Consider the following 20,007-nt stretch of genomic DNA (forward strand, 5'->3'; position numbering starts at 1 on the left):
CCTCGGCCGATCCGGGCGCGGACGGCCCTTCCGGCCGCGTGACGGCGGCTCCGGCCGATGCGGCCGCCGTCGTCACCGGCGCTGGGTGGCCCACCTCCGGATCAGCTCGATCCGCTTGCGGAGCTGCTCGGCGGTCGCCTGGGCGACCGGCGGCCCGCCGCAGGCCCGGCGGAGCTCCGCGTGGATCACGCCGTGCGGCACGCCGGTCCGGTGGTTCCACGCGCCGACCAGGCTGTTGAGCTCCCGGCGCAGCTCCCGCAGCTCCTCGTGCGGGGGCAGCGCCGGCTTCGCCTCGGCCTGCTCCGCCTGCGCCTTCCGCTTCGCGGCCAGCTGCTCGGCCTGGCGCTTGCGGAGCAGCGTCGCCACCTGGTGCGGTTCGAGCAGCCCGGGGAGGCCGAGGAACTCCTCCTCCTCGGGGGAGCCCGGCGCGGCGGCGGTGCCGAACTCGCCGCCGTCGAAGAGCACCCGGTCGAACGTGGCGGAGGTCTCGAGCGTCTGCGGGGGGAGCTCCTCGCCGACGGCCTCGGGCGTCCGCCGCTCCTGCCGGGCCAGGTCCAGCAGGTGGTCGTCGAGCCCGCCCTCGTCGCCCCGCCTCCGGCCGAGCACGTGGTCGCGCTCGGCCTCCAGCTCGGCGGCGAGGCCGAGCAGGACCGGGACCGAGGGCAGGAAGATCGACGCGATCTCGCCGCGCCGCCGGGCCCGGACGAAGCGCCCGACCGCCTGGGCGAAGAACAGCGGGGTCGAGGTGCTCGTGGCGTACACCCCCACGATGAGCCGGGGGATGTCCACGCCCTCGGAGACCATGCGCACCGCGACCAGCCACCGGCGGGTCGACGCGGCGAACTCCTTGATCTTCTTGGACGCGCCGGGGTCGTCGGAGAGCACGACCTCGGCGCTCTCGCCGGTGATGGCCCGGATGTGGCGGGCGTAGGCGCGGGCCGTCGCCTGATCCGAGGCGATCACCAGGCCGCCCGCGTCGGGAATGCTCCGCCGCACCTCGGTCAGCCGCCGGTCGGCCGCGTGGATCACCTGGCGGATCCAGTCGCCCTTCGGGTCGAGGGCGGCCCGCCACGCCTGGGCGAGCTGGTCCTTGGTGAGCGGGGTGCCGAGCATGGCGCTCACCTCGTCGCCGGCCCGGGTCCGCCACTTCATCTCCCCGGCGTACGCGAGGAAGATGACGGGCCGGACCACGCCGTCGGCGAGGGCCGCGCCGTACCCGTAGGTGTAGTCGGCGACGCTCCGCAGCGCCCCGTCGCCGTCCTCGACGTAGGTGACGAACGGGATCGGGTTGTCGTCGGAGCGGAACGGGGTGCCGGTGAGCGCGAGCCGCCGGGCCGCGGGGTCGAACGCCTCCCGCACGGCGTCCCCCCACGACTTGCTGTCGCCCGCGTGGTGGATCTCATCGAAGATCACCAGGGTCTTGCGCGCCACGGTGCGGGCGCGGTGGAGCGCCGGGTGCATGGCCACCTGGGCGTAGGTGACCGCGGCCCCGGTGTAGTCGCGCGAGATGGTGCCCTGGCTGTTCTTGAAGTCGGGGTCGATCCGGATGCCGACCTTCGCCGCGGCGTCGGCCCACTGCCGTTTGAGGTGCTCGGTCGGCGTGACGATCGTCACCGCCTGGACCGCCCGCCGGTGCAGCAGCTCGGTGGCGATCCGCAGCGCGAAGGTGGTCTTCCCCGCGCCGGGCGTCGCCACGGCCAGGAAGTCCCTGGGGTCCCGCCGGAAGTAGAGGTCGAAGGCCTCCTGCTGCCAGGCGCGGAGCTTGGGTGCGGTGCCCCAGGCGGCGCGGTTCGGGTAGGCGGGGGAGAGGTTGGAGGCGGCCGAAACGCTCAACGGCGCCTCACCCCGCTCGCCGCCACCACACGGTCTCTACCGGTTCGCTGCCTCACAGTGACCTCAGCGTAACGCCGGCGGCCGACAGGACACGCCGGGCACGCTGATCTCACCGGGCCGATCCGCCCCGGCGCCACCGTCGGCCGCCGGGCCGCGGCGGCCGTCCGGGGCCCGCCCGGGCGCGGCTCGCCGGACCGGGCCGTGGGAAGGTCCGCGCGCGGGGCGGCTCAGCTCCGGACGATCGGGGTCCCGACGAGCTCGACGCCCGCCTCCTTGAGCTCGGCGAGGGCGCGGTCGGTGGTCTCCCGGGCGACGCCGGCGGTGAGGCCGAGGAGGACCCGCACGCTGAAGCCGGACCGGGCGCCGTCCAGGGCGGTGGCGCGCACGCAGTGGTCGGTGGCGATGCCGACCACGTCGATCGCGTCCACCCCGCGCGCCCGCAGCCACTCGGCCAGGCCGGTGCCGTCCGGGGCCGCCCCCTCGAACCCGCTGTACGCGGCCGAGTGGGCGCCCTTGCTGAACACCTCCTCGACCGCCGAGGTGTCCAGGGCGGGGTGGAAGGCGGCGCCCGGGGTGTCCGCCACGCAGTGCGCCGGCCAGCTCGTCACGTAGTCGGGCTCGTCGGAGAAGTGGGAGCCCGGGTCGATGTGGTAGTCCCGGGTGGCGACCACGTGGTCGTATCGGTTGTCCCGGAGGTGACGGGTGATCGCGGCGGCGACCTCGGCGCCTCCGGCGACGGCGAGGCTGCCACCCTCGCAGAAGTCGTTCTGCACGTCGACGATGACGAGCGCGGTCGTCACGCCCCTCACCTCCTCGGCCGCCGGTCGGCGAGCGCCCCACTTCTAGAAAAATCCTGACAAAAGGTGATCAGTAGAAAATTGTAGGGATCGCCGGATCGCCGGGCGAGAGGCTGTGCGCGACCAGCGGGAGCTCGGCCATGGCCGCGCGGTGCCGCTCCCGGGCCGCCGCCAAGGGCTCCCTGCCGATGACCTCGCCCCGCTCGATCAGCTTGGCGAGGAGCGGGCGTCCCTCGTCCTCCATGGGCCGGTTGGCGACGATCTCGGCGGTCGCGGTCCCGCCGCTGATCCGCCGGTACGCCCACTTGCGCCCGCCGCGGCTCGGCTTGCCCACCGACCGCTTCGCCACCGGGATGAGCTCTCCCCGGGGGTCCTCCCGGGCCACCAGCTTGTAGACGAGGTGGGCGGTCGGGTGCCCCGACCCGGTGACCAGCGAGGTGCCGACGCCGTACCCGTCGACCGGGGCGGCGGCGAGCGCGGCGATCGAGAACTCGTCCAGGTCGCCGGTCACGATGATCTTGGTCTTGGTGGCCCCGAGCTCGTCGAGCTGGCGCCGCACCTCCTGGGCGACCACGGCGAGGTCGCCGGAGTCGATCCGCACCGCCCCGAGCCGCGGGCCGGCGAGCTCGACCGCCGTCCGCACCGCGTTGGCCACGTCGTAGGTGTCGACCAGGAGGGTGGTGCCGTAGCCGAGCGACTCGAGCTGGCCGCGGAACGCCTCCTTCTCCGAGTCGTGGACCAGGGTGAACGCGTGGGCGGCGGTGCCCGCGGAGGGGATGCCGTACCGGCGCTCGGCCATGAGGTTGGAGGTCGAGGCGAAGCCGCACAGGTAGGCCGCCCGGGCCGCCGCCACGGCCGCGTGCTCGTGGGTCCGGCGCGACCCCATCTCGATCAGCGGGCGCCCGCCGGCCGCGTGGACCATGCGCGACGCCGCGGCGGCGACCGCGCAGTCGTGGTTGAGGATCGACAGGACGACGGTCTCCAGCAGCACCGCCTCGGCGAAGGTGCCCTCCACCACGAGGATCGGCGACCCGGGGAAGAACACCTCCCCCTCGCGGTAGCCGTACACGTCGCCGGAGAACCGGTAGGAGGCGAGGTACTCCAGGGTCCGCTCGTCCACCACCCGGGCCGAGCGGAGGAACTCGAGGGTGTCCTCGTCGAACCGGAAGTCCTCGATCGCGTCGAGCACCCGGTCCACCCCCGCCACCACGCCGTACCGGCGCCCCTGCGGGAGCGAGCGGGCGAAGACCTCGAAGACGGTGCGCCGGTGCGCGGCTCCGCTGGCGAGCGCCGCCTGGAGCATCGTGAGTTCGTAGCGGTCGGTCAGTAGGGCTGTCCCCGTCATGGCTCGCACGAGTCGAAGACTACGGTCACCCTGGTGCAGGATGGAGATGTGGGTGGCACAGCTCCTGCAGAGTTGATCCGGGAGTCGTCGGACGTCCGGTCCGACCGGCCGTGGCTCACGATCGTCTGGAACGACCCGGTCAACCTCATGTCGTACGTGACCTACGTGTTCCAGAAGGTGTTCGGCTACCCACGGCCGAAGGCCGAGAAGCTGATGATGGACGTCCACTGCAATGGCAAGGCGGTGGTCGCCAGCGGCACCCGGGAGGAGATGGAGCGGAATGTCCAGATCCTCCACTCCTATGGCCTGTGGGCCACGGTCCAGCAGGATGTCTGAGCGGCCGGCGAGCGGCCGGGGGAAGGGCGATGGGCACGGGCTTCCAGGCGTCCGGTGACAAGATCACCGCGCACTTCGACCCGGCCGAGGCGGCGGTCCTGCGGTCGGTCGTGTCGCAGATCCTCGAGCTGATCGAGCCGGGGACGACCGGGGACGACCCGTTGGAGCGCGCGCTCGGCATCGGTTCGCCCACGCCGCCGACCGACCCGGTGCTCGCCCGGCTGTTCCCGTCGGCGTACCCGGAGGACGAGAAGGCGGCGGAGGAGTTCCGCCGGTACACCGAGGCGACGCTGCGGGACGGCAAGCGGGCCGACGCGGCCACGGTGCTCGAGACCTTGGCGCCCGGCCGGGTGACGCTCACCCCGGAGCAGGCCCACGCCTGGCTCCGCGCGCTCAACGACGTACGGCTCGCGCTCGGGGTGCGGCTCGACGTGACCGAGGAGGTCCACGAGGAGATCGCGCGGATGCCCGAGGACGACCCCCGGTACCCGGCCTTCATCACCTACGACTGGCTGACCTACCTGCAGGACACCCTGGTACGCGCGCTTTGGTAGCGTTCCGAGCATGTTGACGATCAAACGCGAGCTGGTGGAGAAGATCATCGCGCACGCTCGCGCCGACCACCCGGACGAGGCGTGCGGCGTCATCGCGGGCCCTGCCGGTTCGGACCGTCCCGAGCGGTTCATCCCGATGCAGAACGCGGAGCGCTCCCCGACCTTCTACCGGTTCGACTCCATGGAGCAGTTCCGCGTCTGGCGGGAGATGGACGAGCGAGACGAGGTCCCGGTGGTGATCTATCACTCGCACACCGCGACCGAGGCGTACCCGTCGCGGACCGACATCGAGCTCGCGTCCGAGCCGGACGCGCACTACGTGCTCGTCTCCACCGCCACGGAGGAGGGCGAGTTCCGGTCGTTCCGCATCGTGGACGGAGTCGTCACGGAAGAGGAAGTGAAGATCGTAGAATCCTACGACTAAACTCTCTTTCATGGCCTACGATGACGCTTCTCGTGTGTCGTCACCGGCTGTCCCTTGCCGCCGGGCGTTCCCGGTGTGCCCTGTGCAGAGCTTCTTCTTCGCGCACACACCCTTCGTCGTCTACGACTGTCGCTGAGCGCGCAGGTTTTCTCCGCTAGAGCCTTCCGGAATTTCCTGCCGAGCTTTCGCGCTCATCTGTAACGCGTTCACCTCGGGTGAGCGTTCATCCCGCACGACGACCTGACTGATCAAGGAGATCAAGCCGCGATGGCGATCGAGGTCCGCATCCCGACCATCCTGCGCAGCTACACGGGTGGCGCCAAGGCGGTCACGGCCGAGGGTTCGACGCTGAAGGAAGTGATCGGTGACCTGGACGCCCGCCACCCGGGGCTGAAGGACCGCCTGGTCGACGAGTCCGGCCTGCGGCGCTTCGTCAACGTCTACCTCAACGACGAGGACGTGCGCTTCCTCGGCGGGCTCGACACCCCGGTCTCCGACGGCGACACCGTCACCGTCCTTCCCGCCGTCGCCGGTGGTGCGCGTTAAATGCGTTTCGACTCACTGATCGATTCGGTCGGCAACACCCCGCTGGTCGGCCTGCCGCACCTGTCCCCGTCCCCGGAGGTGCGGCTGTGGGCGAAGCTGGAGGACCGGAACCCGACCGGATCGGTCAAGGACCGGCCCGCGCTCTGGATGATCCAGCAGGCCGAGAAGGACGGGCTGCTCCATCCGGGGTGCACCATCCTCGAGCCGACCTCGGGCAACACCGGGATCTCGCTCGCCATGGCCGCCCGGCTCAAGGGCTACCGGCTGGTGTGCGTGATGCCGGAGAACACCTCCGAGGAGCGCCGCCAGCTCCTCCGCATGTGGGGCGCGGAGATCATCTCGTCTCCGGCGGCCGGCGGCTCCAACGAGGCGGTCCGGGTGGCGAAGGCCCTGGCCGAGGAGCACCGTGACTGGGTGATGCTCTACCAGTACGGCAACCCGGCCAACTGGCGCGCCCACTACGAGACCACGGGGCCCGAGATCCTCCGGGACCTGCCGTCCGTCACCCACTTCGTCGCCGGCCTCGGCACGTCGGGGACGCTCATGGGCGTCGGCCGCTACCTGCGCGAGCACGTGCCCGGCGTGAAGATCGTGGCAGCCGAGCCGCGCTACGGCGAGCTGGTGTACGGCCTGCGCAACGTGGACGAGGGGTTCATCCCCGAGCTCTACGACGAGTCGGTGCTCACCACGCGCTACTCGGTCTCCTCGGCCGACGCGCTGCGCCGGACCCGCGAGCTGCTGGAGAAGGAGGGCATCTTCGCCGGCATCTCGACCGGGTGCGCGCTCCACGCCGCGCTCGCCATGGCCCGCAAGGCAGTGGCCGCGGGCGAGCGGGCCGACATCGTCTTCATCGTGGCCGACGGTGGCTGGAAGTACCTGTCCACCGGCGCCTACGAGGGCACGCTCGAGGAGGCGGAGCGCCGCCTCGAGGGCCAGCTCTGGGCCTGAAGCCCCGGCAAAGGGCGTCCGGCTCTCGCCGTCCTCGCAGGGGACGCCGAGGGCCGGGCGTCCTTTCCGTTCACCCAGGCCTTACAGTAAATGCCAGAACAAGGTTCGAGAATGTTGTTCTGGGCAGGTGGGCAGGGTGACGAAGTTCGACGAGGCCACGCGCGCGATCCGGGTCGACGATCAGACGTACGACGTCTGCCTCGACAACGGGTTCTCGATCGGCGGCCCGCTGAACGGCGGCTACCTCATGGCGGCCATGCTCCGCGCGGTGGTCGACGAGTCGCCGCACGAGCACCCGGTCTCCACGAGCGCGCAGTTCCTCCGCGTCGCCCGGCCCGGCGCCGCCCGGGTGCGCGTCGAGCGGATCAAGACGGGCAGGACCGCGGCCGTCTCCCGGGCCACCCTGATCCAGGAGGGGCAGGCGGTGGTCGAGGCGCTGGTCACCACGGCGACGCTCGACCCGGACGCGGTGCCGGTCTGGTCGGACGGGCCCTCCGCGCGCATGCCCGAACCGGATGAGTGCGTGCGGCTGCCCGACCCCAAACCCGAGAGCGGCCTCACCCTCAACCACCAGATCGAGCTGCGGTTCGACCCGCCGACCGTGGGGTGGCTCAAGGGCGAGCCCACCGGCCGCCCCGAGATGCGGGCGTACTTCCGGCTCGCCGAGCCGCAGGACCCCGACCCGTACGTGCTCGCCCTCGCCGTGGACGCCATGCCGCCCGTCGTCTTCTCCGCGGGCATGCGCGGCTGGGCGCCCACGGTGGAGCTCACCTGGCACCTGCGCGCGCTCCCCGCGCCGGGCTGGCTCACCGTGATCGGGAGCGGGCGCCTGATCAGCGACGGCTGGTTCGACGAGGAGGTCGAGGTGTGGGACTCGGCCGGCCGGCTCGTCGCCCAGTCCCGCCAGCTCGCCCGCCTCGGCCGCGGGTGAGACACGCCGCGGGGCGGGTGAGCCCCACGGCCCACCCGGAAGGCGTGAGCCCACCGCCCACCCGGAAGCCCGGGTGAGCGCACGGCGTGCCCGGAAGGCCGGGTGAGATCACGCCCAAGGGGTCGGCGGGGAAGTATCCCTATGCGCTCCAGAGACCACAAGTGTGAGCTTTCTTACCCTGATCAGCGGTGCATGCTCCCCTACGCTTGGAAGGCGTGCCGGTGAACAGCGGGGCTATCGGAATCTTCGACAGCGGCGTCGGCGGCCTCACCGTCGCCCGCGCGATCATCGACCAGCTCCCCAACGAGTCGATCTTCTACGTGGCGGACACCGCGCGACAGCCGTACGGGCCGAAGCCGATCGCGAAGGTCCGCGAGTACGCGCTGGAGGTGATGGACCACCTCGTCGAGCACGAGGTGAAGATGCTGGTCATCGCCTGCAACAGCGCGAGCGCGGCGGTGCTCCGGGACGCGCGGGAGCGGTACTCCGTGCCGGTCGTCGAGGTCATCCAGCCGGCGGTGCGCCGGGCCGTACGGGTGACGAAGAACCGCAAGGTCGGGGTGATCGGGACCCGGGCCACGATCGAGTCGATGGCCTACCACGACGCCTTCGCCGCCGCCCCCGACATCGAGCTGGTCGCGGTGGCCGCGCCGCTGCTGGTGGAGTTCGTCGAGCGCGGGGAGACGATGAGCAAGGAGCTCATCGAGGTGATCCGCGGGTACCTCAAGCCCATCCTCGACGCCGGGTGCGACACGCTGATCCTCGGGTGCACCCACTACCCGCTGCTCACCGGGGCCATCTCCTATGTGGCGGGCGACGGGGTCACGCTCGTGTCGAGCGCGGAGGAGACCGCCAAGGACGTCTACCGGATCCTGCACGACCGCGGGATGTTCAACGCGGAGGCCGAGCCCTTCCACCGGTTCCGCGCGACCGGTGACACCGCCCTCTTCGCCCGCCTCGGCCGGCGGTTCCTCGGGCCGGAGCTCCGGTACGTCGAGGTCGCGACGCTGGGGCTGAGGAGCGGCCGGCAACCATCCGGCGCCGGGAGCTCGTGATGCGCGCTGGGAGCTCGGGATGAGATCGACGGGCGGTGGGAGCTGGGGATGAAGGTCACGATCGTCGGGTGCTCGGGAAGCTTCCCCGGACCGGACAGCCCTTCCTCCGGGTACCTCGTGGAGGCGGAGGGCTTCCGGTTGATGATGGACTTCGGCAACGGGGCGCTCGGGGCGCTCCAGCGGTTCCTCGGCCTGTACGACCTGGACGCGGTCCTCCTCACCCATCTGCACGCCGATCACTGCCTCGACCTGTGCGCCTACCACGTGGTGCGCACGTACACCCCGGACGGCCCGCTGCCCGGCAAGGTGCCGGTCTACGGGCCGCGGGACACCGCCCAGCGCCTCAACGCGGCGTACGGCATGCCGCACGAGCCGGTCTTGGAGAACTCGTTCGAGTTCATCCCGGTCACCACGGGGGTGCGGCGGATCGGGCCGTTCGAGGTGACCGCCGCCCCGATGAACCACCCCGTCGAGACGTACGGCTACCGCATCACCTACGGCGGCCGGTCCGTGGTCTACTCGGGGGACACCGGCGAGTCGGCCGAGCTGGTCGAGCTGGCGCGCGACGCCGACCTGCTGCTCTGCGAGGCGTCGTTCCTCGACGCGCCGGGGCAGCCGCCCGGCCTGCACCTCAACGGCCGCCAGGCCGCCGAGCACGCCGCCCGCGCCGGGGTGGGCACGCTCGTCCTCACCCACCTCGTCCCCTGGTACGACCCCGCCCGGATCCTGGAGGACGCCTCCCGCGGCGGTTTCGACGGGCGGATGGAACTGGCGCGGAGCGGCGCCGTCTATGACCTAGGGTGACCTGTATGACACGTTCAGACGGTCGGCGACCCGACCAGCTCCGCCCGGTGACGATCACCCGTAACTGGCTCGCCCACGCCGAAGGCTCCGTCCTGGTGGAGTTCGGCGCGACCAAGGTGCTGTGCGCCGCGACCGTGGAGGCGGGCAACGTCCCCCGCTGGCGCAAGGGCAGCGGCCTGGGCTGGGTGACGGCCGAGTACGCCATGCTGCCCCGCGCCACCGGCACGCGCAGCGAGCGCGAGTCGGTGAAGGGGAAGATCGGCGGCCGCACCCATGAGATCTCCCGGCTGATCGGCCGGGCCCTGCGGGCCTGCGTGGACTTCAAGGTGATGGGGGAGAACTCGATCATCATCGACTGCGACGTCCTGCAGGCCGACGGCGGCACCCGGACCGCCGCGATCACCGGGGCGTTCGTCGCCCTCGCCGACGCCGTGGCGTGGATGCGGGCGAACGAGGTCTGCCTCGGTGACCCCCTGGTGAACTCGGTCTCCGCGGTCTCGGTCGGGATCGTCGGCTCCGAACCCCTGCTCGATCTCTGCTATGAGGAGGACGTCGTCGCCGAGACCGACATGAACGTGGTGATGACCGGAGCCGGGGCGTTCGTCGAGGTGCAGGGCACCGCCGAGGGCGCGCCGTTCGGCCGGGACCAGCTCAACGCGCTGCTCGACCTCGCCACGGCCGGCTGCGCCGAGCTCGCCCGCATCCAGGCCGAGGCGCTCGGCCGGGACCTCCCGGGGAGCGGCGCATGAGCGCGCGCGTGGTGCTCGCCACCCGGAACGCCGGGAAGATCGCCGAGCTGCGCCGGATCCTCGCCGAGGCGCGGCTGCCGGTCGAGCTCGTCGGCCTGGAGGAGTTCCCCGGCGTCGGCGAGATCGCCGAGACCGGCGGCTCGTTCGCGGAGAACGCGCTGATCAAGGCGCGCGCCGTGGCGAGGGAGACCGGACTGCCCGCGATCGCCGACGACTCCGGGCTCTGCGTGGAGATCATGAACGGCATGCCGGGGATCTTCTCCGCCCGGTGGGCGGGACGGCACGGCGATGACAAGGCCAACCTCGACCTGCTGCTCGCCCAGCTCGGCGACGTGCCGGACGAGCGGCGCAAGGCCCACTTCGCCTGCGCCGCGGCGCTCGCGCTGCCGTCGGGCGAGGAGCACGTCGTCGAGGGCGCGCTCTACGGCGTGGTGATCCGCGAGCCGCGCGGCACGAACGGCTTCGGCTACGACCCGATCTTCGTGCCGGAGGGCGAGACCCGGACCACCGCGGAGATGTCCCCCGAGGAGAAGGACGCGATCAGCCACCGCGGCCGGGCGTTCCGCGCGCTCGTCCCGGTCATCGCCCGCGCTCTGGGCCTGACCGCGTAGCCGGCCGGCGGCTCCGGCGCGCCGGCCCGCCGCCGCGCCCGCCCGGGCCCGCGCCCGGGGTCCCGGAGATCCCATTCGGCCACGCCGCGCCGCCGCGCCGGCCCGGGCCGGCGAGGTTTGAAGTTGGGAAAAACGACCGTGCCGGCGGCCGTCCCCCTCTAGCATCGGCGGCTGATGCGCGAGAGGGGGGCCGTAGCACGTGAACCGAGAAAGGGCCAAGCGCCACTCCAGATGGCGACTGCCGAGCGGCGTGTACAACCCGATCGTCAGCCCGGACGGGCGCCGCTGGCGTGACTACGAGCGGGCGGCTGAGACCGCGCCGCCGTTCCCCGCCCGCGGCGACGGCCGCCCCGCCATGGCGAACGGCGTCACGGGCGGCGTGCTGGGCCGGCTCGTGAACGGGACCGGCCCCGGCCACGGCGGCTCGCCCAACGGCGCGGTCGGCGGGCTCGCCAATGGCCTCATGAACGGGACCGCCGGCCATCTCGCGATGGACCTGCTCGGCGGGGCGGACCGGGCGCCTGCCGAGCACCACCGGCCCGGCCCCGCCGTACCGGATCGCCCGGAGGCCGGAGGCGGGGAGGCCACCGGTGACGCGCGGGAGCCCGCGCCGGCCGACCGCCCGATACCCGAGGTGCCCGAGCCCAGGACGGCGGCCGACGACGCGGACCCGTCGCCGGCCGTGGAGCTCCCGGCGCCGGCCCGGATCGGCGACGACGCCGGCGTCCCGGCGGAGGACGACCGCGCGCCCGAGCCGGAGGGGACCGGCGAGACCGCGGAGGAGACCCGGGACACCGAGCCGGTGGAGACCGTGGCGCGCGGTGACGCGGAGCGGATCGTGACCGCCGAGGAGGAGGCCGAGCTCGACTGGCTCGACCGCCCGAACCGGCCGCCCCGGCTCGAGGAGACCCGGCCGTACGGCAGACCGGGCGGGCTCGCCGAGCCGACCCCGGAGAGCCAGGCGAACCTGGAGCAGGCGGTGAACGGCCGGTTCCCGGACCCGCGGGGCACCTGGATCCGGTTGATCAACGCCGAGGGCCCGACCGAGGACCCGTTCCGGTCCACGAACGCCGTGGACTGCGCGCTCGCGGTGATCTCGACCTGGCACGGCGAGCCGGTGGTGGCGGCGCGGCGGCTGCCGGAGTACGACCCGTCGGGCCGTCCCCTGCTCACGGGGGAGACCGGGGGAGTGGCCCGGGCCGAGGCGTGGCTGGGGCATCGGTTCGAGTACGTGGGCCACGGCTGCCGCGCCTACACCGCGATCGCGGAGCGGCTGCGGGCCGCGGGGCACGGCGGGTCCGCGGTGCTGATCACCCGCTGGCCGGGCGGTGGCAGCCACGCGTGGAACGCGGTGAACTGCCGCGGCGAGGTGCTGTGGATCGACGCCCAGCGGGGCCACATGGCGGTGGAGCCGCCGTACGAGGACGTCACCGCCGTGTTCGCGGTGATCATGGACCGGCACGGCCGGCGGATGTGACGGGCGCCCGGCCCGGCGCGCCGGGAACGGTGCGCGGCCGGCTCCGCCGGCGGGGAGCGTGGCGGGGCGGGCCGTGATCGCTAGGCCGCCGGCGGGAGGGTCTTCCTGGCGTCGCGCAGCACGCCCGCCCACCACAGCAGCCGGTCGAGCATGATCGCCGCGGCGCGGCCGGCCTGCTCCGGGTGCCGCGGCCGGCCGGCGTCGTCGAACCGCTCGTGGGCCATGTGGAAGCTCACCGAGTCACGGACGAGCACGGCCTCGAGCTCGGCGAAGACCTGTTTGAGCTGCTCCACCGCGCGCAACCCGCCGCCCAGCCCGCCGTAGGAGACGAAGGCCACCGGCTTGGCCCGCCACTCGTCCCGCACCGAGTCGATGGCGAGCTTGAGGGACGCCGGATATCCGTGGTTGTACTCGCAAGTGATCACCACGAACGCGTCCGCGGCGCCGATGCGGGCGGCGAAGGCGCGCACCTCGGGACCGGGCGCGGCGCGCATCACGGCCGGCAACGGGGTGTACTTCAGGTCGATGACGTCGAGGTCGACGTCGTACCGCGTCACCTGGTCGATGAACCAGTTCGCCACGGTGTCGGCGAACCGTCCCTCGCGGGTGCTCGCGACGATCGCCGCGAGCCGGATCGGGGGGCCGGCCATGCCGCTGACTCCTCACCTCATGTCGTCATGTCCCCGGTGGCGGCGGATCCCCGTCCCCGGCCCGCGCGGACACGGCCTGCCAGGCGCGCACCACGTCGTCCCAGCCCGCCGGCGGGGCGGGCAGCGGCCGTGCCGCGGCGGGCCGCAGCCCGTCGAGCACGATCGCGGTGAACCGCCGCCGCAGCGCGGGGTCGCGGTCGCGGTGCGCCACGCGCAGCTCGCGCAGCACGCCGAGCACGAGGGCGATGTCGTGCGCGTTGACGTCGGCGCGCAGCACGCCCGCGGCCTGGGCGCGGTCGACGAGCCGCTGCACCGCCTCACGGGCCCGCCGGCTCGCCTGGAGGATCTCCTCGGTCACCGTGAAGGAGCCGGTCACCCGGGGCGATCCGTCCACGCCCGCCTCGACGCAGGCCTCGAGGAACCCGGTGAAGCCCGCCCACGGGTCGGGGTGGGCGCACGCCTCCTCTGCGGCCCGGCGGGTGTCCTCCATGGTCGCCATGGTGAGCGCCCGCATGAGGTCTTCCTTGCTCGGATACCGCCGGTAGAGGGTGCCCATCCCGACGCCGGCCCGTTCGGCGATCACGGAGACCGGCGCGTCCGGGCCGTACTCGATGAACACCTCGCGGGCCGCGGCCAGGATGCGCGCGTCGTTGCGCGCGGCGTCGGCGCGGCGATGCACGGCCTTCTCGGGGGTCATGCCGCCCATGCTACTGAACAGAACGCTCCGCTCACCTTCCCGGCGCTCCGGGCCACCCGGCCGGCCACCGGACCGGACCCGGCCCGGGCGAGGCAGCGGAGCCGCCTCCGCGGGCGGCGCGGCGCGCCCGGGCCCCGCCGGCCGCCCCGGCAGCGCCAGGGCGGGCAGCAGCGCGACCACGCTGAGCGCCACCGTCCACCAGAACGCGTGGCTGAAGGCGGCGGCCTGCTCCGCCGCCGGCGCGCCGTCGTCCCGCCCGAGCCCGCGCTGCAGCACCACGGCGAGCAGCGGGTCCCGGACGAGGCGCCCAGCCGCTGCAGGATGACCAGCGCGCCGGCGGCCTGGGGCACCTCCTCCTTCGGCAGCTCCCGGTACGCGGCGGCGGTGAGCGGCATGGCCGCGGCCCCCAGCCCCAGCCCGCGCAGGACCAGCGCCGCGGCCGACCACGGCCGGTCGTCGGCGATGCCCGCCTGGGTGAACGGCAGCGTGCCGGCGATGGTGATCGCGATGCCGGCGAGCACGATCGCGCGGGGCCCGAACCGGTCGACCAGCACGCCCACGATCGCCAGCGCCGCGACCATGCCGGCTCCCTGCGGGGCGAGCATCAGCCCGGCCTGCAGCGGGTCGAGCCCGCGGGCCTGCTGGTAGTAGGCCGGGAGCAGGAACATCAGCCCGAACAGCGACGCGCCGGAGAGGAAGATCAGCACGCTCGCCACGGTGAACGGCCGGTGCCGGAAGAGGCGGAGGTCGACCGCGGGAGCCCGCCCCGGCCGGCGGGCGTGGAGCACGAACCCGGCCACCAGCGCCACCCCCACCGCGGTGAACGCCCACACCGGCGTTCCGGCGGGCCGGCCGCCGGTCCCGCCCGACAGCGACAGGCCGTACAGCAGGGCGGCGGCCCCGGGGGAGAGGAGCAGGATCCCGGCGAGGTCCAGCCGTGGCGCCGGGCCCCGCGGATCGCGCGGCAGGCCGCGCCAGGCGAGGAGGAGCGCCACGGCGCCGAGCGGGACATAGGCGGCGAAGGCCGCGCGCCAGCCGAGGCCCTCGACGAGCAGGCCGCCCAGGGTGGGGCCGGCGATCGGGGCGAGCTGGGTGGGGACGCTCACCATGCTCATGACCCGGCCGATCCGGCGCGGGCCGGCCGCCCGGACCAGGATCACCTGCGCGAGCGGCGGGATCATCCCCGCACCGAGGCCCTGCAGCACGCGGAAGACGATGAGGCTCTCCAGCGACCAGGCGAGGCCGCACAGCGCCGCGCCGCCGATGAAGAGGGACAGCGAGGCGAGCCACATCGCCCGCGCGCCGAACCGCGCCACCGACCACCCGGTCAGCGGCACCACCGTGGCGAGGGCGAGCAGGTGGCCGGTGGCCGCCCACGGCAGCGCGGCCGGCGGTCCGGCCAGGTCGCGGCCGATGCTGCCGAGCGCGACGAAGACCACGGTCGCGTCCAGCGCCGACGTGAACGCCCCCGCCACGATCACGACGCCGAGCCGTACCAGCGCGCCGTCGATCCGCTCGCCCGGCCGGTCCGCCGGTCCGCCGGCCGTACCGGAACGGAGGCCCGGGTGCGGCCGGGCGCCGCGCCCGGTGGGGTGGTGACCGCCCACGATCCGCCTTCCTTCCGCCCGCGCGCCTCGACCTGGAACGGAGCGGAGCGCTCCGCTACGATTGACTCTACGGCCGCTTGGGCGCCGAATCAAGAGCGGAGCGCTCCGTTCTGATCTGTGGGATCGGATCGGACAAGACGGGAGGTGGACGGCATGGGGCGGCGGGTCGTGTTCTTCGCGTACGGCGGTCCGGAGGTGCTGCGCCTCATCGAGGAGGAGCCGCCCGAGCCCGGGGTGGGCGAGATCCGGGTACGGGTCCGCGCCGCGGGCGTCAACCCCGTGGACTGCAAGATCCGCAGCGGCGCCTTCGCGGCTCCCGGCGACACCTTCCCCCAGTCCCTGGGCAACGAGTTCGCCGGCGTCGTCGACGCGGTGGGACCGGGGGTGGCGAGCCCGTCGGTGGGCGACGAGGTGCTGGGCTTCACCGTCGCCGCGGCCTACGCCGACCACGTGGTCGTCCCGGCCGGCCACGTCACCGCCAAGCCCGCCGGGCTGCCGTGGGAGGTCGCCGGGGCCCTCTCCGCCGTGGGCCAGACCGCCCACCACGCGGTACGGGAGCTCGGGGTCGCCCCCGGAGAGACACTGCTGGTCCACGCCGCGGCGGGCGGGGTGGGGACCGTGGCGGTGCAGCTCGCCCGCGACCTCGGCGCCCGGGTGATCGGCACCGCCCGCCCGCGCAACCACGGCTACCTGCGCGAGCTCGGGGCGATCCCCGGTCGCGTACGGCCCCGGGCTGGCCGAGCGCGTCCGGGCCATCGCCCCGGAGGGCGTGGACGCCGCGCTCGACGCCGTCGGCGGGGAGGCGATCACCGTCTCCCTCGCCCTGGTGCGCGACCGGCGGCGGATCGGGACCCTGGTGGACGACGAGGCCGCCGCGGTCCACGGCATCCGCCGGCTGCGCGGCGCCCGCTCCGCCGGGACCCTGGCCGAGCTGGCCGCGCGGTGCGCCTCGGGCGCGCTCCGGCTGCCCGTGACCCGGCGCTATCCCCTCGCCGCGGCGGCGGACGCGCACCGCGAGATGGAGACCGGCCACGTGCGCGGCAAGATCGTCCTCACCATGGAGTGACCGCGGCACCGCCCGGGCTCCGGGCGGCCGGCGCGGCACGCCGCCGGGCGGGGCGGAGCGGAGCGTGCCGCCGGGACGGCCCGCGGTCGTGACCGGGCATCGCCTCCGGCGCGATGGCCCGGACGGCCGGGCCCATGGCGGATCATGGCGGACCCTCGGGCGGGGCCTCACCCGGACCGGAAAAGCGGACACGGCCGCGCCCGCATGGCGGCGGCCGTGTCCTCCGATGCCGCAGATCACTATTGGGATGTCCACCGGCGCGTCCGGCGGCCGGGATGGCGGTCGGACGCTCACCGGGTGACCGGTGCCCCGATCACCGTGACGGGCCGCGATCGGCCGGTTCAGGCGGCGCTCAGCGCGCCCGCGATCGAGACCCGGGCGGCCCGGCGGGCGGGGAGCAGCGCGGCGAGCACCGCGGCCAGCCCGGAGAGGGCGAGGAACAGCAGGATCCGCCCGACGGGGAGCTGGAGCGAGACGTCGTTGAACGCCGACGCGGCGGCCAGCCAGCCGTAGACGGTGCCGAGCGCGATGCCGATGATGGCGCCGACGAGCCCGAGCACCAGCGCCTCGATCGAGATCATGCCGCGGAGCTGCCCGCCGGTCAGCCCGAGGGCGCGGAGCACCGCCGACTCGCGGATCCGCTCGTGCACCGAGAGCGTCAGCGTGTTGGCGATGCCGAGCAGCGAGATGATGATCGCCAGGCCGAGCAGGGCGACGACGATGTTCATCAGGATCGCGAACTGCTCCTCGAACTGGGCCCGGATCTTCGCCGCGCTGCTGACCTTGACCGCGGGGTAGGCGTGGGTGGCGGCGTTCACCACCCGGTCGGCCGTCTCGAAGGGCACGCCGCGGGCCCCGGAGGCGAGGACCATGGCGTCGTCCACCGTGCCGAAGTACCGCTCGAAGCTCTGCTCGGGGAGCAGCACCGGGGGCACCAGGTTGAGGGAGCCGTCCACGATCGCGGCCACGCGCAGCCGGGCGGTCCGCCGCTCCGCGGACAGGGTGACGACGTCCCCGACCTTGATGCCGTTCCGGGTGGCGATGTGATCGGCGATCGCCACCGTGCCGGGACCGAACCCGTCGAGGGAGCCGGAGGTGACCTCGAGATGGACCGAGTCCCCGAGCGCGGCCTGGGTGAGGGTGCCGAAGTCGACGTGCCGGCCGTTGAGCTTGCCCTCCTTCTCCCGGATCTCGACCACGGAGCCGATCTCCGGGCGGGTGCGCAGGTCATCTGCGATGGCGCGCGGCACCGTCCCGGTCTGGGCGTAGACCACGAACTGCGCGGGGAACTGCTTGTCCAGCTTCCTCATGATCGTTTCCTGCAGCGTCGCGGTCAGCACCGACATGAACGTGATCAGCGTGACCCCGACGGTGAGCGCGATGGTGGTGGTCGCCGACCGCTTGGGGTTGCGCTGCGCGTTGCCGACCGCGAGCCGCCCCGGCACGCCGAAGAGCCAGGCGGGCACCCGGCCCGCGATCCGGCTCAGCGGCCGCACGATCACCGGGCCGATGATCAGCACGGCGAAGAAGACCAGGATGCCGCCCGCGGTGACGATGACCAGCGCGTTCTCGCCCGGCTCCCCGGCCACGCCGTACGCGGTGACGGCCCCGCCGGCGAGCGCGAGCAGGAGGGAGGCCACCACGCGGAGCACCCCGGCCCGGAAGGACTGCTCCTCCACCTGGGTGCGCAGGGCCGCCACCGGCGCGACCTTGGTGGCCTGGCGGGCGGGCAGCAGGGCCGCGCCCACGGTCACCGCCAGCCCGGTCACGAGCCCGCTCACCGCGGCCGCGGTGGACAGCCGCACGGTCCCGCCGGGCAGGTCGGAGCCCGTCGCCTCGAGCAGGGCGATCGCCCCCGCGCCGAGCCCCAGCCCGGCGAACAGGCCGAGGATCGACGAGATCAGGCCGACGATCGCCGACTCCAGCACGACCGCGCCGAAGACCTGGCGCCGGGTCGCGCCGATGCAGCGGAGCAGCGCCATCTCCCGGGTCCGCTGGGCCACCAGGATGCTGAACGTGTTGTAGATGACCAGCCCGGCGACGAGCAGCGCGACCGCGGCGAACAGCAGCAGCCCGATCCGCATCACGCCGAGGCTGGCGCCGTTCGCCTCGGCGAGCACCTCGGCGTGCTCCTCACCGGTCCGCACCTCGGCCGCGGAGCCCAGGGCGGAGGCGACGGCGTCGCGGAGGCTCTCCGGGGATGTGCCGGCGCCGATGACGTCGATCTCGGTGAACCTCTTCACCCCGGTGATCCGCAGCGCGTCGTCCACGGTGAAGACCACCGCCCCGCCGTAGGCGAGCCGCTGGTCGACCCCGACGTCGAAGATCCCGGCGAGCCGGAACTCGTGCCGGGCGCCCTTGTGGTCCAGCACGGCGATGGTGTCGCCCACCGAGAAGCCCTGCTCCTCGGCGGTGGCCTCGTCGAGCACGGCCTCACCGGCCGCGGTGGGGGCCTCCCCGGCGGTCACGTTGAGGCGGATCACCGGCATCGCCACGCCCCGCGGCGGGATCTCGCCGACGACCTTGCCGTCCCGGCCGATCAGCGGGGCCTCCCCGATGAGCACCGGGTGGGCCTCCGCCACCCCCGGGACGGCCCGGATCTTGCCGAGGGTCTCGCTGGTCAGCTCCTCCTTGCCCGGGATCACGACGACGTCCAGCTTGCCGGCGTCGGCGGTGAACCCCTGGCGGTAGCCGGCCTGGAGGGTGTCGGTGAGCACCTGGGTGCCGGAGACGAAGCCGACGCCCAGCACGATCGCGAGAGAGGTGAGCACCAGGCGCAGCTTCCGCGCCCGGAGCCCGGCGAGGATCACCCTGAGCATCGGTCAGGCCTCCAGCGCCATCAGGGTGTCGAGCACGCTCTGCGGCGTCGGATTCGCCAGCTCGCTCACGAGCAGGCCGTCCCGGAGGAAGACCACCCGGTCGGCGTAGGCGGCGGCGACCGGGTCGTGGGTCACCATCACGATCGTCTGCCCGAGCTCCTTGACGGACCGCCGCAGGAACGACAGCACCTCGGCACCGGTGCGGGAGTCGAGGTTGCCGGTCGGCTCGTCCGCGAAGATCACCTGCGGCTTGCAGACCAGCGCGCGGGCCACGGCGACCCGCTGCTGCTGGCCGCCGGAGAGCTCGCTCGGCCTGTGCGTCAGCCGGTCGCGCAGGCCGAGGATGTCGATCACATGGTCGAAGAGCGCCTCGTCGGCCCGCCGCCCGGCGATCTCCAGCGGCAGCCGGATGTTCTGCTCGGCGGTGAGCGTCGGCAGCAGGTTGAACGCCTGGAAGATGAAGCCCACCCGCTCGCGCCGCAGCCGGGTGAGCTGCCGGTCGTTCAAGCCCGTGATCTCGACGTCGCCGATGCGCACCGTGCCGCTGGTCACGGTGTCCAGGCCGGCGAGGCAGTGCATCAGCGTCGACTTGCCCGATCCCGACGGGCCCATGATGGCGGTGAAGGCTCCGGCCGCGAAGGCGACGTCGATGCCCCGCAGGGCGTGCACGGCGGTCTCGCCCTGCCCGTACACCTTGGTCAGCCCGCTCGCGGCCACGGCGATCCGGACATCGGTCATCGTGGTCATGTCGATCACCG

General features: G+C 73.6%; 20 protein-coding genes and 1 pseudogene. 13 read left to right on the plus strand and 8 right to left on the minus strand.

Annotated features, from left to right (window positions below; translation table 11 throughout):
- Window positions 1-72 precede the first annotated feature (72 nt).
- From TBIS_RS04640 to TBIS_RS04650, 3 genes are all read right to left on the minus strand, one after another.
- A complete protein-coding gene (locus tag TBIS_RS04640) occupies window positions 73-1,833 on the minus strand; it encodes a DEAD/DEAH box helicase (protein WP_013131188.1) in 1,761 nt (586 codons plus the stop codon).
- A gap of 227 nt (window positions 1,834-2,060) precedes the next feature.
- Complete coding sequence (locus TBIS_RS04645) at window positions 2,061-2,633, minus strand: nicotinamidase (RefSeq protein WP_013131189.1); 573 nt, start codon at window positions 2,631-2,633, stop codon at window positions 2,061-2,063.
- Window positions 2,634-2,700: 67 nt separating this feature from the next.
- Window positions 2,701-3,975: a nicotinate phosphoribosyltransferase gene (locus TBIS_RS04650; protein WP_013131190.1), complete on the minus strand. Its 1,275-nt coding sequence runs from the start codon at window positions 3,973-3,975 to the stop codon at window positions 2,701-2,703.
- Window positions 3,976-4,023: 48 nt separating this feature from the next.
- On the opposite strand from TBIS_RS04650, the gene clpS reads away from it, so the two are divergent.
- From clpS to TBIS_RS18055, 11 genes are all read left to right on the plus strand, one after another.
- Complete coding sequence (clpS, locus tag TBIS_RS04655; RefSeq protein WP_013131191.1) at window positions 4,024-4,311, plus strand: ATP-dependent Clp protease adapter ClpS; 288 nt, start codon at window positions 4,024-4,026, stop codon at window positions 4,309-4,311.
- 29 nt (window positions 4,312-4,340) lie between these two features.
- Window positions 4,341-4,865, plus strand: coding sequence for a DUF2017 domain-containing protein (locus TBIS_RS04660; RefSeq protein WP_013131192.1), 525 nt, complete (start codon window positions 4,341-4,343; stop codon window positions 4,863-4,865).
- A gap of 10 nt (window positions 4,866-4,875) precedes the next feature.
- The gene (locus TBIS_RS04665) at window positions 4,876-5,289 is read left to right on the plus strand and encodes a M67 family metallopeptidase (protein ID WP_013131193.1); all 414 of its coding nucleotides are present in this window, start codon (window positions 4,876-4,878) and stop codon (window positions 5,287-5,289) included.
- Between the two features lie 267 nt (window positions 5,290-5,556).
- Window positions 5,557-5,835, plus strand: coding sequence for a MoaD/ThiS family protein (locus TBIS_RS04670; RefSeq protein ID WP_013131194.1), 279 nt, complete (start codon window positions 5,557-5,559; stop codon window positions 5,833-5,835).
- On the plus strand, window positions 5,836-6,783 hold the full coding sequence (locus tag TBIS_RS04675; protein WP_013131195.1) for a PLP-dependent cysteine synthase family protein: 948 nt from the start codon (window positions 5,836-5,838) through the stop codon (window positions 6,781-6,783).
- A 136-nt stretch (window positions 6,784-6,919) separates the two neighbouring features.
- Window positions 6,920-7,714 carry a thioesterase family protein gene (locus TBIS_RS04680; RefSeq protein ID WP_013131196.1) on the plus strand — a complete coding sequence of 265 codons (795 nt, stop codon included), beginning with the start codon at window positions 6,920-6,922 and terminating at the stop codon, window positions 7,712-7,714.
- A 221-nt stretch (window positions 7,715-7,935) separates the two neighbouring features.
- A complete protein-coding gene (gene murI / locus TBIS_RS04685; RefSeq protein WP_013131197.1) occupies window positions 7,936-8,769 on the plus strand; it encodes a glutamate racemase in 834 nt (277 codons plus the stop codon).
- Between the two features lie 48 nt (window positions 8,770-8,817).
- A complete protein-coding gene (locus tag TBIS_RS04690; RefSeq protein ID WP_013131198.1) occupies window positions 8,818-9,573 on the plus strand; it encodes an MBL fold metallo-hydrolase in 756 nt (251 codons plus the stop codon).
- 5 nt (window positions 9,574-9,578) lie between these two features.
- Window positions 9,579-10,322 carry a ribonuclease PH gene (gene rph / locus TBIS_RS04695; protein WP_013131199.1) on the plus strand — a complete coding sequence of 248 codons (744 nt, stop codon included), beginning with the start codon at window positions 9,579-9,581 and terminating at the stop codon, window positions 10,320-10,322.
- Window positions 10,319-10,933 (plus strand): RdgB/HAM1 family non-canonical purine NTP pyrophosphatase, encoded by a 615-nt coding sequence (gene rdgB / locus TBIS_RS04700; protein ID WP_013131200.1) that lies wholly within the window; start codon window positions 10,319-10,321, stop codon window positions 10,931-10,933. Before rph ends, rdgB begins: the two co-directional genes overlap by 4 nt.
- A 250-nt stretch (window positions 10,934-11,183) precedes the next feature.
- Window positions 11,184-12,410, plus strand: a complete 1,227-nt coding sequence (locus TBIS_RS18055) for a toxin glutamine deamidase domain-containing protein (protein ID WP_050760436.1) — start codon at window positions 11,184-11,186, stop codon at window positions 12,408-12,410.
- 80 nt (window positions 12,411-12,490) lie between these two features.
- On the opposite strand, the gene TBIS_RS04710 is transcribed toward TBIS_RS18055, so the two are convergent.
- From TBIS_RS04710 to TBIS_RS04720, 3 genes are read right to left on the minus strand one after another with little or no spacing between them, the layout of a single operon-like run.
- Window positions 12,491-13,060: an NADPH-dependent FMN reductase gene (locus TBIS_RS04710; protein ID WP_013131202.1), complete on the minus strand. Its 570-nt coding sequence runs from the start codon at window positions 13,058-13,060 to the stop codon at window positions 12,491-12,493.
- 25 nt (window positions 13,061-13,085) lie between these two features.
- The gene (locus TBIS_RS04715) at window positions 13,086-13,757 is read right to left on the minus strand and encodes a TetR/AcrR family transcriptional regulator (protein WP_013131203.1); all 672 of its coding nucleotides are present in this window, start codon (window positions 13,755-13,757) and stop codon (window positions 13,086-13,088) included.
- Window positions 13,754-15,364, minus strand: a complete 1,611-nt coding sequence (locus TBIS_RS04720) for a DHA2 family efflux MFS transporter permease subunit (protein WP_013131204.1) — start codon at window positions 15,362-15,364, stop codon at window positions 13,754-13,756. Before TBIS_RS04720 ends, TBIS_RS04715 begins: the two co-directional genes overlap by 4 nt.
- 153 nt (window positions 15,365-15,517) lie before the next feature.
- Between TBIS_RS04720 and TBIS_RS20150 the strand changes: the two are divergent.
- Together TBIS_RS20150 and TBIS_RS20155 are read left to right on the plus strand one after the other, a co-directional pair.
- A pseudogene (locus TBIS_RS20150) lies at window positions 15,518-15,790 on the plus strand (alcohol dehydrogenase catalytic domain-containing protein); the annotation flags it as partial.
- A gap of 343 nt (window positions 15,791-16,133) precedes the next feature.
- Window positions 16,134-16,430: a zinc-binding dehydrogenase gene (locus tag TBIS_RS20155; RefSeq protein ID WP_341849547.1), complete on the plus strand. Its 297-nt coding sequence runs from the start codon at window positions 16,134-16,136 to the stop codon at window positions 16,428-16,430.
- Window positions 16,431-16,771: 341 nt separating this feature from the next.
- On the opposite strand, the gene TBIS_RS04730 is transcribed toward TBIS_RS20155, so the two are convergent.
- Entirely contained in the window at window positions 16,772-19,249 is a 2,478-nt protein-coding gene (locus TBIS_RS04730; protein ID WP_013131205.1) for an ABC transporter permease, read from the minus strand.
- A 3-nt stretch (window positions 19,250-19,252) separates the two neighbouring features.
- Complete coding sequence (locus tag TBIS_RS04735) at window positions 19,253-19,996, minus strand: ABC transporter ATP-binding protein (protein ID WP_013131206.1); 744 nt, start codon at window positions 19,994-19,996, stop codon at window positions 19,253-19,255.
- Between the last annotated feature and the right edge of the window lie 11 nt (window positions 19,997-20,007).

The organism is Thermobispora bispora DSM 43833 (assembly GCF_000092645.1).
GTDB classification, from domain to species: Bacteria; Actinomycetota; Actinomycetes; order Streptosporangiales; family Streptosporangiaceae; genus Thermobispora; species Thermobispora bispora.